General features: G+C 53.8%; 13 protein-coding genes and 1 tRNA gene. 3 read left to right on the forward strand and 11 right to left on the reverse strand.

The genetic code is table 11. The features are described 5' to 3' along the window. Positions 1 to 170: 170 nt before the first annotated feature. Positions 171 to 902: a DNA/RNA non-specific endonuclease gene (locus AEP_RS03495; protein ID WP_232459917.1), complete on the forward strand. Its 732-nt coding sequence runs from the start codon at positions 171 to 173 to the stop codon at positions 900 to 902. 232 nt (positions 903 to 1,134) lie between these two features. Next, positions 1,135 to 2,865 carry an HNH endonuclease gene (locus tag AEP_RS20830; protein WP_198301894.1) on the forward strand — a complete coding sequence of 577 codons (1,731 nt, stop codon included), beginning with the start codon at positions 1,135 to 1,137 and terminating at the stop codon, positions 2,863 to 2,865. Positions 2,866 to 3,210: 345 nt separating this feature from the next. On the opposite strand, the gene AEP_RS03505 is transcribed toward AEP_RS20830, so the two are convergent. The 4 genes from AEP_RS03505 to AEP_RS03525 form a co-directional block, all read right to left on the reverse strand. After that, positions 3,211 to 4,212, reverse strand: coding sequence for an FRG domain-containing protein (locus AEP_RS03505; protein WP_157673035.1), 1,002 nt, complete (start codon positions 4,210 to 4,212; stop codon positions 3,211 to 3,213). Positions 4,213 to 5,125: 913 nt separating this feature from the next. Continuing rightward, on the reverse strand, positions 5,126 to 5,542 hold the full coding sequence (locus tag AEP_RS03515) for a hypothetical protein (protein ID WP_157673036.1): 417 nt from the start codon (positions 5,540 to 5,542) through the stop codon (positions 5,126 to 5,128). 138 nt (positions 5,543 to 5,680) lie between these two features. After that, the gene (locus tag AEP_RS03520; protein WP_087494113.1) at positions 5,681 to 6,814 is read right to left on the reverse strand and encodes a hypothetical protein; all 1,134 of its coding nucleotides are present in this window, start codon (positions 6,812 to 6,814) and stop codon (positions 5,681 to 5,683) included. A gap of 108 nt (positions 6,815 to 6,922) precedes the next feature. After that, positions 6,923 to 7,273, reverse strand: coding sequence for a hypothetical protein (locus AEP_RS03525; protein WP_087494114.1), 351 nt, complete (start codon positions 7,271 to 7,273; stop codon positions 6,923 to 6,925). Positions 7,274 to 7,540: 267 nt separating this feature from the next. Between AEP_RS03525 and AEP_RS03530 the strand changes: the two genes are divergently transcribed. Continuing rightward, entirely contained in the window at positions 7,541 to 8,569 is a 1,029-nt protein-coding gene (locus AEP_RS03530; protein WP_442873351.1) for an integron integrase, read from the forward strand. Between the two features lie 694 nt (positions 8,570 to 9,263). Here the strand turns inward: AEP_RS03530 and AEP_RS03540 are convergent. The 7 genes from AEP_RS03540 to rpmI all read right to left on the reverse strand — a co-directional run bounded on the left by AEP_RS03540 (position 9,264) and on the right by rpmI (position 14,534). Then, positions 9,264 to 9,340 (reverse strand) — tRNA-Pro (locus AEP_RS03540). Positions 9,341 to 9,377: 37 nt separating this feature from the next. Further along, entirely contained in the window at positions 9,378 to 9,827 is a 450-nt protein-coding gene (locus AEP_RS03545; RefSeq protein WP_087494116.1) for a MerR family transcriptional regulator, read from the reverse strand. Between the two features lie 109 nt (positions 9,828 to 9,936). Further along, positions 9,937 to 10,266 carry an integration host factor subunit alpha gene (locus tag AEP_RS03550; protein WP_087497165.1) on the reverse strand — a complete coding sequence of 110 codons (330 nt, stop codon included), beginning with the start codon at positions 10,264 to 10,266 and terminating at the stop codon, positions 9,937 to 9,939. A gap of 26 nt (positions 10,267 to 10,292) precedes the next feature. Next, positions 10,293 to 12,728, reverse strand: a complete 2,436-nt coding sequence (pheT, locus tag AEP_RS03555) for a phenylalanine--tRNA ligase subunit beta (protein ID WP_087494117.1) — start codon at positions 12,726 to 12,728, stop codon at positions 10,293 to 10,295. A 33-nt stretch (positions 12,729 to 12,761) separates the two neighbouring features. After that, complete coding sequence (gene pheS / locus AEP_RS03560) at positions 12,762 to 13,832, reverse strand: phenylalanine--tRNA ligase subunit alpha (RefSeq protein WP_087494118.1); 1,071 nt, start codon at positions 13,830 to 13,832, stop codon at positions 12,762 to 12,764. A gap of 113 nt (positions 13,833 to 13,945) precedes the next feature. Further along, positions 13,946 to 14,305 carry a 50S ribosomal protein L20 gene (gene rplT / locus AEP_RS03565; protein ID WP_087494119.1) on the reverse strand — a complete coding sequence of 120 codons (360 nt, stop codon included), beginning with the start codon at positions 14,303 to 14,305 and terminating at the stop codon, positions 13,946 to 13,948. 25 nt (positions 14,306 to 14,330) lie between these two features. Continuing rightward, positions 14,331 to 14,534 carry a 50S ribosomal protein L35 gene (gene rpmI / locus AEP_RS03570; protein WP_087497166.1) on the reverse strand — a complete coding sequence of 68 codons (204 nt, stop codon included), beginning with the start codon at positions 14,532 to 14,534 and terminating at the stop codon, positions 14,331 to 14,333. Positions 14,535 to 14,565 lie beyond the last annotated feature (31 nt).

Genomic DNA, 14,565 nt, shown 5'->3' on the forward strand with positions numbered 1-14,565 from the left:
GGGAGTCTATTCAGGTGCTGCAATGCGCTAATCAGTCAAGGAATCGAGTACCGGTGCATCGCATCTTTGGTTCTTAGCAGAACGATTGGACGACTTTCCATTTCCGGGTGATTGTCAAATTTACAAGTTGGAGCTTTGGTTCACAAGTGTCGCGGACAATGCTGTCCTTTATGTTAGTCAAACACACTCTAACCCTAGCAACGTTGTGCCTGATCCAAACATCATTTGCACAACCCTCTACAGATTTTTCAAAGTGTCCCCAGTTCTTTGCGAAATCAAAGCCACCAGTCGTCAAGCCTCAACCGAAGTTGCGCGCATTGTGCTTCGACGCCTTTGCGATTCTGCATTCAGGCGTGAGCAAGACTCCCGTATATGTCGCGCAAAAACTTGATCGCGAGTCAATTGCAGACGCTGATGAAAAACGCTTCGACAAGTTTTATGAAGAAGGACGTCTGCCTAAAGAGGAAAGAGCCACACTGGACGATTACAAGCACAGTGGCTGGTCACGTGGACATATGGCACCAGCAGGAGACATGCCGACTCCCTCGGCAATGGCCCAAAGTTTCTCTTTAGCCAATATGGTCCCACAAGCAATCAAACACAATGGAGGCGCCTGGGCAAACAGTGTCGAGAAGGCAACCCGCCATTACGTTGCAAGATCGCGCGGAAACGTTTACGTAATCACAGGGCCAGTGTTCGAGAGTTTCCAAACAATTGGACCTGGACAAGTAGCCGTCCCTACCTACCTTTTCAAGCTTGTTTACGACGAAGAGCGAAACATAGCATGGGCCTATTGGCATGCCAATAGCAATGAGACACGCGGCTCCAAACCTATCAGTTATGCCGAATTGGTGCGTAGAACTGGTGTGGATTTTCTGCCTGGAGCCTTTCCCAGCCGATAGCACTCCTCAGGTCATCAAATGCACATATTCACGAAGGACGTTGATGATATTTCTCAATCAAATTCTCCTCAGCGTTTAACGCCAAAATCCTTTCTCAGCTTCAAAGCTTCTCAGTCCCCTTCGCCATATAGCGGTCTCGGAGGCTGACTCATTCGCTGGCCGGATACGGTGTATTCATAATTAGTCCTTGCATTTGTGTCGACTTGTTTTGAATACTGAGAGTGAGGGGCTCATGGACGAAAAAATTGCTCGAACGATTGCTGGGTTGCGAGACTGGCAGGAGCATCAAGAATTTAGAAAGAATGCCGATGCGAGAGGTCGGCTCACGCCCGAAGTCAAGTTGGCGCTTGACCAACGCGCAGTAGAACTAGGACGAGAATTGGTGGCCCAAAAGACAGGGCTTGACCTAACCAGCCTATCCCCTGCAGAAGAAAAGATTGTTTTGGCCGTTAGTCAGTACGTAGCGCTTAAAAAGCTTCAATCAAGCAATGCAACACGCACTTTCGATCAGATACGCAACCGTGGACTAAAGGGGGCTGCGGAAGCTGCCGTTTGCAGAAACAGTCCCTCAGAGGGGTTTCGGACGCTTGCAGAGGCCAAACAAAGTGACATCTCCTACGAGCAGATCGTCTTAGACCATCCGACGGAGTTTAGTGAGCGGGCCAACTGGTATGCCCGAAGTGCCCTTGGCCTACCCAACGAATTGTCGAATCCCCCTGCACAAGACAGCAGCGAAACGCAGACCAGGACCACAGCGTTCATCACTTGGTTGAAGAATGCTGCCCTGGACAACGAAGGAATCATCCCTACATTTACCAATGAGGAAGGTGCAGCAGCTATTGGTCTGAACGACATGCAAAGACACGGCCGTGCACACGGCAACTTGCAATCGCGCATCGACTTCGCATGCTATCGGGCAGGACTTCCTCCTCTGGGCCTCGCCGCAGAGCAGCCGTTTGAATTGGCATGGTCTCAAGAGCGCAGGACGTGGGCATTCCCGGTTCAAGAGATGCAGCGAGCAGCTCAACTCAAAAAGTGGACCGATCAGGATTTTGATTGCGTCTTGAGGGAAACAGAGCGACTTCCCGGGCAAGCACACCTGATTTGGAAAGAGGCGCTCGGGACCGAAGAGCAAGCGATTAAAGCGTGGACCATGTTGTTCACTACGCAAGAACCGACCAGTACAGTGATCGAGGAAAAGAGGGCAAACCGCAACGCTATATGGTCAAGGGACGAGTTGATCCTCGCACTCGACCTCTACATACGGCAACGCGCTTCGCCGCCAGCAAAAGACTCTCCAGAGATCAAGGATCTATCTGAGGTGCTGAACAAGCTAGGCGCTGTGCTGGGCCAGAGAACAGGTGAAACCTATCGGAACATGAACGGTGTCTACATGAAGTTAATGAACTTCCGACGCTTCGATCCGCTCTACATGGCAGAGGGAAAATCGGGTTTGACCCGTGGTAACCAAGACGAAGCTCGTGTTTGGGATAGGTTTGCTAGCGACCCTAAGAGGTTGGCAGAAGTAGCTGGATACATTAGACAGGGAATCACCGAACATCAGGCCGATGAGGAGCTTGCAGGGCCTGATGAACTCGGCATAGTGGAGGCCGAAGAAGGTCGGTTAGTCACACGCATGCATCGATACAGAGAGCGGGACAGAAGGCTCGTGGCTGAGGCGAAATCTCAAGCGATGAAGCAGCAAGGACGGCTAATTTGTGCTGCTTGCAATTTCGACTTCTCGAAGAGGTATGGAGAGGTCGGAGCCAACATCATTGATGTTCACCATACAAAGCCGGTCCACACAATGGAGCCTGGAGAAAAAACCAAAGTGGCTGATCTGGTTCTCCTGTGCTCAAACTGTCATCGCGTAGTCCACTCGAAGCGAACATGGCTGAGCATCGCGCAGGTAAAGGCTGCTTTGGCGAAAGCTAGCACTGAAAGAAAAACTTCCTCTCGGTAGAGACGCAGTGCGCTTGCCAATATAGGCATCTACTTTTACGTGGCCAGATGGAAGGCCTTAGTTCGCGGACGACAGCAAAAAGCCCTAAATTGCCTCAGAGCAAAGCGGAATTCGAACTAGTTCCGACAACCTGTGCCCTGAAACAGATGCCCAATAGCAGTCGGTCCTGCACAGTCGCGTGCGAGCGAGGGAGGGAGGCCTACAGCTGGGGCCGGAACGGATAACTTGCGCTAGGTGCTCAGATATCACTCGCCGATGCGACCGACTATGGGAGCGGCTGCGCCCATGGTCTAACACCCTCCTCGCTTTTTAGAGTCCACTATGAAATTCGATGTTGCTCAGCCGTCAATTGGAGCACACGCTAGTCAACGGAAAGCGGCGGCCAAATGCGCCGAGGCCGAGTGAACGCAGGTGCCGCATGGCAGGATCCTCCGCATCGGAAGGAAACAAGTGTTCCGCAGGTATCTGTGTGCGAACTCGAAACTGTGGGTGCAGACGAAGCTTGAGACCTACATATCTAGCGCAATAGTTTCGCGCAAGGTTGCCCGCACCGCCGATTAAGCCGCAGGATTGACGCTTGGGTCGAAGCGCTACATCGCCAGGCAGGATCGAGGAAAGGTCAAGGAAAGGGTGCGCCCCAACGACCAACGGCAAGACAAAGATCGTCGGCCATTTTGACGTGTCATCGCCGCTCCACTCCATGGATGAGAAGTCGAGAACACCGACCTCGTCCTGAATGCATTTATGGGTGGCAAACCATGTGGCGATCATTGGATCGCTGGTTATGTCTAGGTACGTGGAGGGGGCGCCGTACTGCTGCAAGACGAGTCCACGCTGGAACGATGTCAGACCGCTCGCTGACAACGCATGCGGATTACGCTGAACGAAATTTGAGGACAGAGACGCGTCGTCGGGGATGATGTGCCTAGCAGCATCTACCCACTCCGTCAGCTCGTGCAGAAATTGTTCGTAGAGATCAAACGACTCAAAGTGCTCATCAAAGCGTCTGTACAACGAAGGCACAAGGCTGGACTCCGAGATGTTCGAGTACGGTGTCAGGCCGAATGGTAGGAGTGATTTTCGGTCGGGGACCTTATGGTCAGCGCGTTGCCCCCTGAACCAGAGCTGCACATCTTTCGCTCCAGCAGCTCTCTCCTTGAGTGCGGTCACTATTTCAAAAAGATGTGACTCTGATCGCACTACCAGCTCTGGAACTTGACTGCGCTTAATGCTGTCCACCTCCGAAGAAATGAGGTTTTCGAAAAGCAAACGTCCCGACAACGCGCCACCGGACAGTAGAGTGTCAGCTCGAATTTTCCAAAGGTCTTCCGCTAAAAATTTGGGCATTTTGGCTAGCCTCGACCCCCAGAAATCGATAGCAAGACAGTGGTTGTGGAACCTCCCATCGCTTAGCCGAGGGAAAACGAATCCGTACAGGTTATCGAGGATGTACAAAGGGGCGCGAAACTGCGCGCTGTTCAGCATCCGCGCTGCCTCAGACTTTGGCGCGAAGGCCGCTAGCATAGGAAGTGAGACTAGTGACAATCCAAGTTCAGAAGGCCTCGCCCCAATGCCGGTAGCTCGAAGCAGTTTCTTGAATTCTCGGTCTAGGCGCGACGGTGGTACCGGGTGGGTGGGTTCAACGCTAAGGGCTGACCGCTCAAAAGGATTCGAAAGGCCGAGAGCGTTGACCGCCTCTGCGAGCTCGACGAAATATACGCCTCTCCGCGCTTGTTCCTCATGCAGCCCCGCAAATCGACGAGCGGTGCTCGACTCGCTGGCTTGTCGTCTGGCTGCGCCTGCAATTCGTTTCAAAGCTCTAACTGTCTCGTTCATCACGTTACTCACTTATTGTTACTTTTTCTGGCTGCTTGCGCTCTTGGCAAGTAACGTTTGCCAGAACACTTTACTTTCACGTTCTACACATCAAATAAACATTTACCGCTTCTGCACCGGATGACGCGAAGCACAGAAAGGGCACATGAGTCAGTGCCGGAAGACGAACTTACTGTACTGCTGCTCTTGACTCTTAGCGGCTGTCGACCCAAAGCCGACTTCCGCGCCATCGAATTTGATGCCAGTGAGCAGACATTCAACTGGCTGCAATACAGCGAAAGCAGGATTAGCCCGAAGTGAAAAGACGTCGTTCTGCTTGCTCAGGAATCGTGTTCAGCGTTTGAGTTAATCGAGCGACTGCTGCCTGCCGTCGGCGCTACGGTTGAACGAAGGGTTAGGCCGCACCCGTATCGCTTGCCCCCGATTAGGACGGAAAGTATTCGAGTTCCTCGACTGCATCGAGTGACGGCGGCTCGACCGTGAACTGATTTTCCTGAAGATATATGCTGTGAGCATTGGGACCAGCAATAATTTTTTTATTCGGAAAGTGTGCGCGCAGGAGCACACCACCTCCATCAATTGCGTTTAGACCGTTCGCGAACATGCGAGCGACCTTAGGTTCGGTTGTCCAATTCATTCCAATTTTTCCGCGAGCGAATCGGCTTCGGTTTTCGCCACGGTAGAGAGTCATTTCGCTTCCGCTGTATGGAGGTAGTAACTTGCGTAGCAACTCACAGACTTGAGTGTCGTTAGCAACTTGCTCACGAATTCGGTGTCCGGCTTCTATCCAGTAAGTCTCAAAGTCTTCGACGCTTCCAGGCAAGTGCATCGCATCGCTCATGAGCTGCGCTGCGACTTCGCGCCACTTGCGCCTGGTCCCGATACTTCGCAACGAATCGAGCGGCATTACCTTGTGCAGCCTAACGTTTGAATTCACCGGCCTGCGCGGCTTTTCGCGCAGGTCAGGTGGAAAGAGAGGTTAGCCGTCTTTGACATCGTCAGCATGAATGTAGCCCCAGAGATGACAGCCATCGGCAATGTGACTGACATGCCAGTACATTGCGTCGCTCTTCAATCCAAGGACACGGTAATCGCTGTCAATGCGAATCAAACCAGGAGGCGAGGTTGCGACAACTTTCGATGTCTTATCCGCATTCTCAAATACGGGTACATCCGCCCTACGCAACTCGAGGAAGTAGCGCCCATGTCCTCGGCTCTTCACCGCTTTACGGGCCGTGTGTAACCCCAGAACGACATCTACTGCTGTTGAGAAGATGTACTCGATCTTGTCGGCGAGAAACTCGGCGTCTAGCTTGTCGAAGTCTTCTTTGACCACCCAGTGTTCATCAGGTGTTTTATATATTTCCGGCGTTAAACGCCACAGATTCCAATATGCCGTAGGGTCAACGCCATCCTTCAATAAATCCTGATCAAGCTTGCTATGGTCGAGGACGATGAAATCAGTCGGGTTGTGGACGTTCTGTTGTATGTACTCAGCATTTCTCGCAAAGTACGGGGAGTCACTGAAGCCACCTAATAGCCCAAGTGGTTTGCCATCCTTGAACTTTGTTATGTCGTATCGCCACTCAATCTCATGATAAAGGGCCTTTCGGCACGCGATAGAACATACGCTGCGGTTTCCTGTCTCAAGAGCAGCCTTTGCCTCAAGCAAAGCGTTCTTGGAATCACCGTCCTCGAGTAAATCGATTGCACTCACTGTGGAGAAGACGACACCAAGAACGGATAGTGAGACTTCCTCGAAGAACTCGCGGAGAGAAACTGCTAGCCTGTCGCATTCATCCCGGGAAGGCTGAATGCCATAGTGTTTTGAATCAACGCGAATCCTATTTAGACGCAAAAGCTTCGACTTGAACGGAAGTTCTTTAGGGGCAATTCGCTCATCGATCAGGACAAAATACTTATCGAACTTGGTGTTCTGATCGATTGCGGCGCCGACGTGATCGGCTATGGCGACTAAGAAGGCCTCAGCGGCATCCTGCAATAGATTCGCAGCAGCAAACAAATGTAGGTCGTTATTAGATCGAAGGCTCGAATCAGCTAGCTGGTTCAAGTGCCTTGCGAGAGCAATACGGCGAACTGTTTCGATGTCCATAGGTGATTGCTGAAGACGGCTAACGTTTGACATGAGAGACTTGACCCGGCTTGCCGGGGCGAGTCCTTTCGATGGACGGGGTAGGCCTCGCCGAGCAAGGACAACCGTTCATGAGTTCTCTTCTTTGTCAATTAACTTGCCGCTTTCTCTGCTACTGAGGAATTGCTGGTAGTCGTTCCAGAAGTAGGTGCCCGAGATCATGGCAAGAACTGCGGGCAGCAAAAGACCAGCTAGAACGAAGACAAGGTTAATTCCTGGAAAGACTCCGTAGGACCAATCGAATAACAAGTACAACGCCCCCTCCTTTCCCGTGAACGAGGAGAGGTCGACCTGCCAGAAGATACGTGGGTCTTCACTACCCATCGGGTAGAAAGATGGTGTGAAAGCCCAGTCGAAACACAAGGTATGCAGCATCAATGCAATCGCCGCTAGAAGGAAAGCCAGTTGTCGCTTTGTCATGGACTCTTCCTTGCGAGGCCTATCTTGATATAGACCGCAAAAGTGCGGAATAACATGGCCGAATGTTCATGGTCTGCGCCTCCCTCGCTGCATCTAAGAGGTTGTTTCTTCTATTCTTTTTGTCAGTATACGGCCAGATCCTTGTCTATTAACAAATCGTGAGAGTCTGCAAATCTGCGGTTGAACATAGCAAGCACTTCCGTTTTTCGGGCCAACAATGTCTTTGAGGCTCTTGATTTCATTGGCTCAAGTCGCACTTCTGTATGCATGAACAGCACTTGTGGCACCGCCAAACCCGGCATGTCACCGCCCCCGCGTATACCGCAGTCCACGCGCTTGCTGGGGCAGATGCGAGAGCGCTTGCGCTACTTGCACTACAGCTTGCAGACGGAGCAAAACTACGTGTACAGGGTGCGTTGGTTCATACGCTTTCATAAGCTTCGCCACCGGCGTGAGATGGGTAAGGTCGAAGTAGAAGCTTTCCTCATGATGTTGGCCAACGAGCGCAAAGTTGCCATATACACCCACAGAAAGGCGCTGAATGCTTTGCTGTTTCTCTACAAAGAGGTATTGAGTCAGGATCTTCCGTGGCTTGGCGAGATCGGTCGTCTGGTACCCAAGCGGCGAATACCCAGTGTGTTGACCGTGTCCGAGGTACAGAGACTTCTGGCAGTGCTCGATGGTGAAGTTGGACTGCTGCCACGGCTTCTGTATGGAAGTGGCATGCGACTCATGGAGCGCTTGAGTCTGCGGGTTAAGGATGTGGATTTTGCCCGCCACACCATCATTGTGCGGGAGGGAAAAGGCGGAAAAGACCGTGTGGTCATGCTGCCTCGCACGCTGGCCGAGCCGCTGCACACGCAACTGAAACGTTCACACGCCATATGGGAGGCATATCGACTGGCACAGCGCCCAGGCGTGCACTTGCCCCACGCACTGGAGGCCAAATACCCACGGGCTGGCCAGACTTGGCCATGGCATTGGGTTCTTCCATCGCCCACGCTGTCAATCGATCCGCGAAGCGGTATTGAGTGGCGACATCATCTTTATGAGGAGCGCCTACAGCGGGCTCTCAAGCGGGCCCTGCCGCAGGCGGGTATCGCCAAACCAGTCTCTGTGCACACGCTGCGCCACAGCTTTGCCACGCACCTGTTGCAGTCGGGCTCGGACATCCGCAACGTGGAAGAGCTGTTGGGCCACAGTGATGTCAGCACCACCATGATCTACACCCATGTGCTCAAGGTTGCAGCCGGTGGAACGAATTCGCCGTTGGATGCACTTTTACAGACCGTATGACCGTTGTGGTGATTATCTGCAGCCATCCGCAAGTCGCTAATCAGCGGTTCGGATTGTTCTAATAGTGCCCGCTAGTTAGCTGAGGCTCGTGAACGTTTGCATCTGGCCCAAAGCGGCTGTCTACAGCAATTTTCTTTTTGAGCTGCAGAAAAAATTTATATGGGCTTTTCACGCGCCAACTTGCTCGCCAAGCTATAGATACCCGTTCGAAGCGACTCAAGTCTTTCATTCTCGGCATAAAGAGCAGGCCCCGAAGTGCCATCCCTGTTGCGTGAATGGATAACGACATCATTGAAGCTGCCCGCCCTCCCCCCGAATGCGGCAAGAAGATGTTCGATTCAAAAAAAGTCCAACGACCGAATTCACTTGGCATCTATGTCAAACCACTCGACCAAACCTAAAAACCCGGATTCACGCAGAAGGTCAGCAGCTTCTTCAAGCATTGAGGCAAGCGTTTCGATTTCTGAGTTCATTCCGTCACCGTGAGTTTTCCCTGGCTCAGTCAAATTAGCGAAGGATTCAAGATCAGCTAGTCGCCTGTTACCTGCACCCTGGTCCCTCAATGTCACCTGCTACTTTGCAGCCTTTTGCGGACATACAAGACTTGAATCGAAATTCCGGACACGCGCCGGACACGGAGGCTCTGAAATGAGAAAGGACTTAGAGGCTTTCGCCGCTAAGTCCTTGATTTTATTGGTCGGTGTGAAAGGATTCGAACCTTCGACCCCTTGCACCCCATGCAAGTGCGCTACCAGGCTGCGCCACACACCGATCGAGCCTCAAATTATAACCAGATATTCAGGTGTCTTTAGGCTGGCGCCAGAAGAAGTTCACGAATATCCATCAATTCCCTTTTGATGGCCTGCATCTCAATGCCTGCAGTCTCATCAGGTGCGGATTCCGTGAGGTCTTCAAAGTCATCGATCTCGACCTCATCCAGCTCAAGAACCTCCATACCGTCCAGCTGAACTTCGCCATTGCGCTTCTTGTCACGCTCGGCCTGAAGCAACTCCTGCATCTTGTTGCGGGCACCGCTGATGGTGAAGCCTTGGTCATAGAGAAGATCACGGATTTTCCGGATCATCAGAACTTCATGGTGCTGGTAGTAGCGGCGGTTGCCACGGCGCTTCATCGGCCGCAGCTGCGTGAATTCCTGCTCCCAATAACGTAGCACGTGCGGCTTGACGCCACACAAATCGCCCACCTCACCGATGGTGAAATAGCGTTTGGCGGGGATGGGAGGAAGCGTTTTCTCCATTGAAATCAATGCTGTACGAGACAAAGCGTAGAGGTTACTCTAAGTTTTGTCTGTACGCAAAGATTCCTTTACACAGCGGCTACAAATAAATCAGCAGCTGTGCTTTAGTTCACGACTCGGTCTTGCCTTCGTCTTGAATTTGCTCTTTGAGCTTGTGGCTGGCATGAAAGGTCACCACTCTGCGTGCTTGGATGGGAATAGCCTCCCCCGTGCGCGGATTGCGACCGGGACGGGGGGCTTTGGTGCGGATCTGAAAGTTGCCGAAACCGGAAATCTTCACGTCCGTGCCATCGACCAGGCTACTCGCGATGAGGTCAAAGAACGCGTCAATCATGTCTTTTGACTCGCGCTTGTTCAGTCCGATTTGCTCAAACAGCAAATCGGACAGTTGCGCCTTGGTCAATGCCGGGGTTTCCAGACTTTCAACAGAAAATTCCATGACTGCGCCCTTCTGCGGTTCAAGCATTACGCACGCTGACGGGCGCCCACCGACGTCACCAACTGGTCCACCACGGCTTTCATGGCAGATTCAATTTGTTCTTCCGTCAGCGTAGCTTCGTCACTGTTCAGGGTCAGACGCAATGCCAAGCTGCGGTCGGCATTACCGGCAGCGGCTTCAACGTCTTTAGTTACCTTAGGCCGGTATACGTCGAATAGCTGGACGTCACGCAGCAGCCCTTGCGTTGGTGCGGCGCGCACTGCTGCCACCAGGTCGGCATGGGTGACCTGGTCACCCACCACCACAGCCACGTCGCGCTGTACGGCTTGGAACTTGGCGACACTCTGGAAGACGGGCACTTGGCGTGCAAGGACGGCATCCAGTTCCAATTCAAACACGATGGGCGCGGTAGTCAGCTCATAGGACTGGCGCCACTTGGGGTGCAACTCGCCTACGAACCCGACGGAGCGACCGTTGAGTTTGATCTCTGCTGTGCGGCCTGGGTGCAATGCGGGATGCTGGCCGGGTACAAACTCAGGCTTCAGGGGCGCGAGCAAGGCCTCGACATCGCCCTTCACGTCAAAGAAGTCTACGCCCTGCTCTTTGCGGCCCCATTGCAATGCATCAGCACCGCCACTGGCCAGGCCGGATACGCGCATGGGCTGGTCAAAGCCTTCAACCGTGGAGTCGGTACTCTTGATTGAGGCATTGCGCAGGAACACACGCCCCAGCTCGAATACCCGCACACGCGGCGCCTTGCGGGCCAGATTGAAGCGCAGCACTTGCAGCAAGGATCCGATCAGGGACGAACGCATGACGCTCATCTGGCTGGCAATCGGATTCAACAGTTTGATGGGGTTTGGATTGCCGGCAAGCTCGTGCTCCCAGCGCTCTTCCACAAAACTGAAGTTGATGGTTTCCTGGTAGCCCAGCGCGGCAAGTGAACGGCGCACAGCAAATGCACTGCGCTGATCTTCTTGGCGAATCTTGGCCGTGATGGGCGCTTGGGGCGGTGTATGCGGCAGGTTGTTGTAGCCCACCATGCGAGCGACTTCTTCAATCAGGTCTTCTTCGATCTGCAGATCGAAGCGGAAGGACGGAGGGGTTACTGTGATCACACCCTCAGACTCCTGCACCGGCAAACTCAAGCGGCGCAGTGCATCCGCACACTGAGCTTGGGTCAGCGGCATACCGATGACCTTGACTGCACGCGCAACACGCAGAGAAACGGGGGCAGCCGCAGGAACATTGGCTACCAAATCATCTACAGGGCCACACTGGGTTTCGGGGGTACCACAGATCTCGATGATCAGCTGCGTGATGCGCTCAATGTGTTCCACCGTCTGCTTCGGATCCACGCCACGCTCGAAACGGTGACCGGCATCCGTCGAAAAGTTGAAGCGGCGCGAACGGCCTGCGATGGACTTGGGCCACCAGAAGGCGGCTTCCACATAGATGTGGCGGGTATCGTCAGACACGGCGGTGGCATCACCGCCCATGATGCCGGCCAAAGATTCGACCTGCTGCTCATCGGCAATGACACCCACTTTTTCGTCCAAAGTCACGGTATTGCCGTTGAGGAGCTTGAGTTGCTCACCCTGCTTACCCCAGCGCACATCGAGTCCGCCATGGATTTTTTCAAGATCGAATATGTGGCTAGGGCGACCCAACTCGAACATCACGTAGTTCGAAATGTCTACCAAGGGGCTGACGCTGCGCTGGCCACAACGAGCCAGTCGGTCCACCATCCACTGAGGCGTTTTGGCTTTGGTATTGACGTTGCGGATGATGCGCCCGGAGAAACGGCCACACAGGTCTGGAGCGCTGATCTTGACAGCCACTTTGTCCTGAATTGCGACGGCGGCTGATGGGAACTCGGGCGCTACCAAAGGCGCGCCGGTCAAGGCGGACACTTCACGGGCTACTCCATACACGCTCAAGCAATGCGCCAGGTTGGGCGTCAGTTTGAGGGTGAACAGGGTGTCGTCCAGATCCAGATACTCACGGATGTTTTTGCCCAGAGGCGCGTCCAGGGGCAGCTCCATCAGGCCGCCATGGTCTTCAGACAACTTGAGCTCGCGTGCGGAGCACAACATGCCTTGGCTTTCCACGCCACGGAGCTTGCCGACTTTGATCAGGAAGGGCTTGCCATCCTCGCCCGGAGGTAACTCTGCACCCACCAAGGCGCATGGAATTCGGATACCCACGCGTGCATTGGGGGCGCCACAGACGATGTTGAGCAGCTCGGATTGGCCCACATCGACCTTGCAGACGCGCAAGCGATCCGCATTGGGGTGTTGCTCGGCCTCCTTGATCTCACCCACCACGATGTGGGTAAAGGGAGGAGCGACAGGCTTCAGCTCTTCGACCTCCAGACCAGCCATAGTCAAGGTTTCGGCGAGTTGGTCGGTAGAGATGGTGGGGTTGCAGAAAGTGCGCAACCAGGATTCTGAGAATTGCATGTTCGTGACCGGCGAGGTTGTTGTTCTTGTGGATTACTGGAATTGCGACAGGAAGCGGACATCACCGTCGAAGAACAGGCGCAGGTCGTTCACGCCATAACGCAACATGGTCAAACGATCCGGCCCCATGCCAAAGGCAAAGCCGATGAACTTTTCAGGGTCCAGGCCCATATTGCGGATCACATTGGGGTGCACTTGACCGGAACCGGCGACTTCGAGCCAGCGGCCTGCCAGTGGGCCGGTTTGGAACTGAATGTCGATTTCGGCGCTGGGCTCGGTAAACGGGAAGAAACTGGGGCGGAAACGCAAAACCAGATCATCCGACTCAAAAAAGGTCCGGCAGAAATCGGTAAAGACGAACTTCAGGTCTTTGAAGCTTACGTTTTCACCCACCCACAGGCCTTCGCACTGGTGGAACATGGGGGAATGGGTGGCATCGCTATCGACGCGGTACGTGCGCCCCGGGGCAATGACGCGGATCTCCGGCATTTCACCGGCATAGAGGCCTTCCGAAGGAGCACCTGCAGCGGCACGGTGTGCCTTGACGTGCTGCACCGCATAGCGGATTTGCATAGGGCTGGTATGGGTGCGCAGCAGGTTGGGCGCGGCCTCGGAGCCACCTTCCACATAGAAGGTGTCGTGCATGGAACGGGCTGGATGGTCTTCGGGCGTATTGAGGGCAGTGAAGTTGAACCAATCGGATTCGATTTCGGGCCCTTGAGCCACTTCAAAGCCCATGGAGCCAAAGATTGCTTCAATACGCTCCAGCGTCAAGGAAACCGGGTGCAAACCGCCCTGCCCCCGCTGGCGACCGGGCAATGTGACGTCCAGCGCTTCTGCCTGGAGCTGGGTTTGCAGTTCGGCATCGGCCAATGCCTGGCGACGCTCGGTGAGCGCGCTCTCGATAGCCTGCTTGGCCAAGTTGATGGCGGCACCGCGGGATTTTTTCTCTTCCACGCTGAGGGCGGCCATGCCCTTCATGAGCTCGGTGATCTTGCCGGCTTTACCCAAGAAAAGCGCTTTGGCATTCTCCAGATCAGCGGGCGTGTCAGCTTGCAAAAATGCAGCTTTGGCGGTGTCAACGATGTCGTTCAACTCGGTCATAAATAGGTACTTGACGATTCAGATCAATGAAAAAGGGCTAGTGCTTTTTCAAGCGCTAGCCCTTGTTTCTGGTGCGCGGAGTGCTACTGAATCAATAGCACTCTGCTGCGGACTCAAGCAGCCAGTTTGGCTTTCACTTGTTCCACAATGCCAGCAAAAGCAGCCATGTCGTGGATAGCGATATCGGACAGAACCTTACGGTCGATCTCGATGTTGGCTTTCTTCAGACCATTGGCAAACTGGCTGTATGTCAGACCGCATTGACGGGCTGCCGCGTTGATACGGGCAATCCACAACTGACGGAACACACGTTTCTTGGTACGACGGTCACGGTAGGCATATTGCCCAGCCTTCATTACCGCTTCTTTGGCGATACGAAAGACATTACCGCGGCGACCGCGGAAACCCTTAGCAAGGGCCAGAACTTTTTTATGGCGGGCGCGAGCCGTTACACCACGTTTGACGCGAGGCATGTGATTACTCCTTGTACGTCGTTAATTAAATACCACGACCGGGCAGCATCTGTGCCATGTGACCCATGTTGGTCTCATGTACAGCTGCGGAACCGCGCAGGTGGCGTTTATTTTTAGTGGTCTTCTTGGTCAAGATGTGACGTTTGAAGGCTTGACCGCGCTTAACGGTACCACCTGGACGGACGCGGAAGCGTTTCTTCGCCGCGCTCTTGGTCTTCATTTTGGGCATGTTCATGCTCCTTTTCATTTGTGCTCGTGAG

Origin of the sequence: Curvibacter sp. AEP1-3, from assembly GCF_002163715.1 — a bacterium.
GTDB lineage: Bacteria > Pseudomonadota > Gammaproteobacteria > Burkholderiales > Burkholderiaceae_C > Allorhodoferax.

What these genes read in the sequence shown, in the direction of transcription:
- AEP_RS03495 (WP_232459917.1), top strand. Translation starts at nt 171, where the DNA reads ATGTTAGTCAAACACACTCTAACCCTAGCAACGTTGTGCCTGATCCAA.
- AEP_RS20830 (WP_198301894.1), top strand. Translation starts at nt 1,135, where the DNA reads ATGGACGAAAAAATTGCTCGAACGATTGCTGGGTTGCGAGACTGGCAG.
- AEP_RS03505 (WP_157673035.1), bottom strand. Translation starts at nt 4,212, where the DNA reads ATGCCCAAATTTTTAGCGGAAGACCTTTGGAAAATTCGAGCTGACACT.
- AEP_RS03515 (WP_157673036.1), bottom strand. Translation starts at nt 5,542, where the DNA reads ATGAGCGATGCGATGCACTTGCCTGGAAGCGTCGAAGACTTTGAGACT.
- AEP_RS03520 (WP_087494113.1), bottom strand. Translation starts at nt 6,814, where the DNA reads ATGGACATCGAAACAGTTCGCCGTATTGCTCTCGCAAGGCACTTGAAC.
- AEP_RS03525 (WP_087494114.1), bottom strand. Translation starts at nt 7,273, where the DNA reads ATGACAAAGCGACAACTGGCTTTCCTTCTAGCGGCGATTGCATTGATG.
- AEP_RS03530 (WP_442873351.1), top strand. Translation starts at nt 7,541, where the DNA reads ATGAACAGCACTTGTGGCACCGCCAAACCCGGCATGTCACCGCCCCCG.
- AEP_RS03545 (WP_087494116.1), bottom strand. Translation starts at nt 9,827, where the DNA reads ATGGAGAAAACGCTTCCTCCCATCCCCGCCAAACGCTATTTCACCATC.
- AEP_RS03550 (WP_087497165.1), bottom strand. Translation starts at nt 10,266, where the DNA reads ATGGAATTTTCTGTTGAAAGTCTGGAAACCCCGGCATTGACCAAGGCG.
- pheT (WP_087494117.1), bottom strand. Translation starts at nt 12,728, where the DNA reads ATGCAATTCTCAGAATCCTGGTTGCGCACTTTCTGCAACCCCACCATC.
- pheS (WP_087494118.1), bottom strand. Translation starts at nt 13,832, where the DNA reads ATGACCGAGTTGAACGACATCGTTGACACCGCCAAAGCTGCATTTTTG.
- rplT (WP_087494119.1), bottom strand. Translation starts at nt 14,305, where the DNA reads ATGCCTCGCGTCAAACGTGGTGTAACGGCTCGCGCCCGCCATAAAAAA.
- rpmI (WP_087497166.1), bottom strand. Translation starts at nt 14,534, where the DNA reads ATGCCCAAAATGAAGACCAAGAGCGCGGCGAAGAAACGCTTCCGCGTC.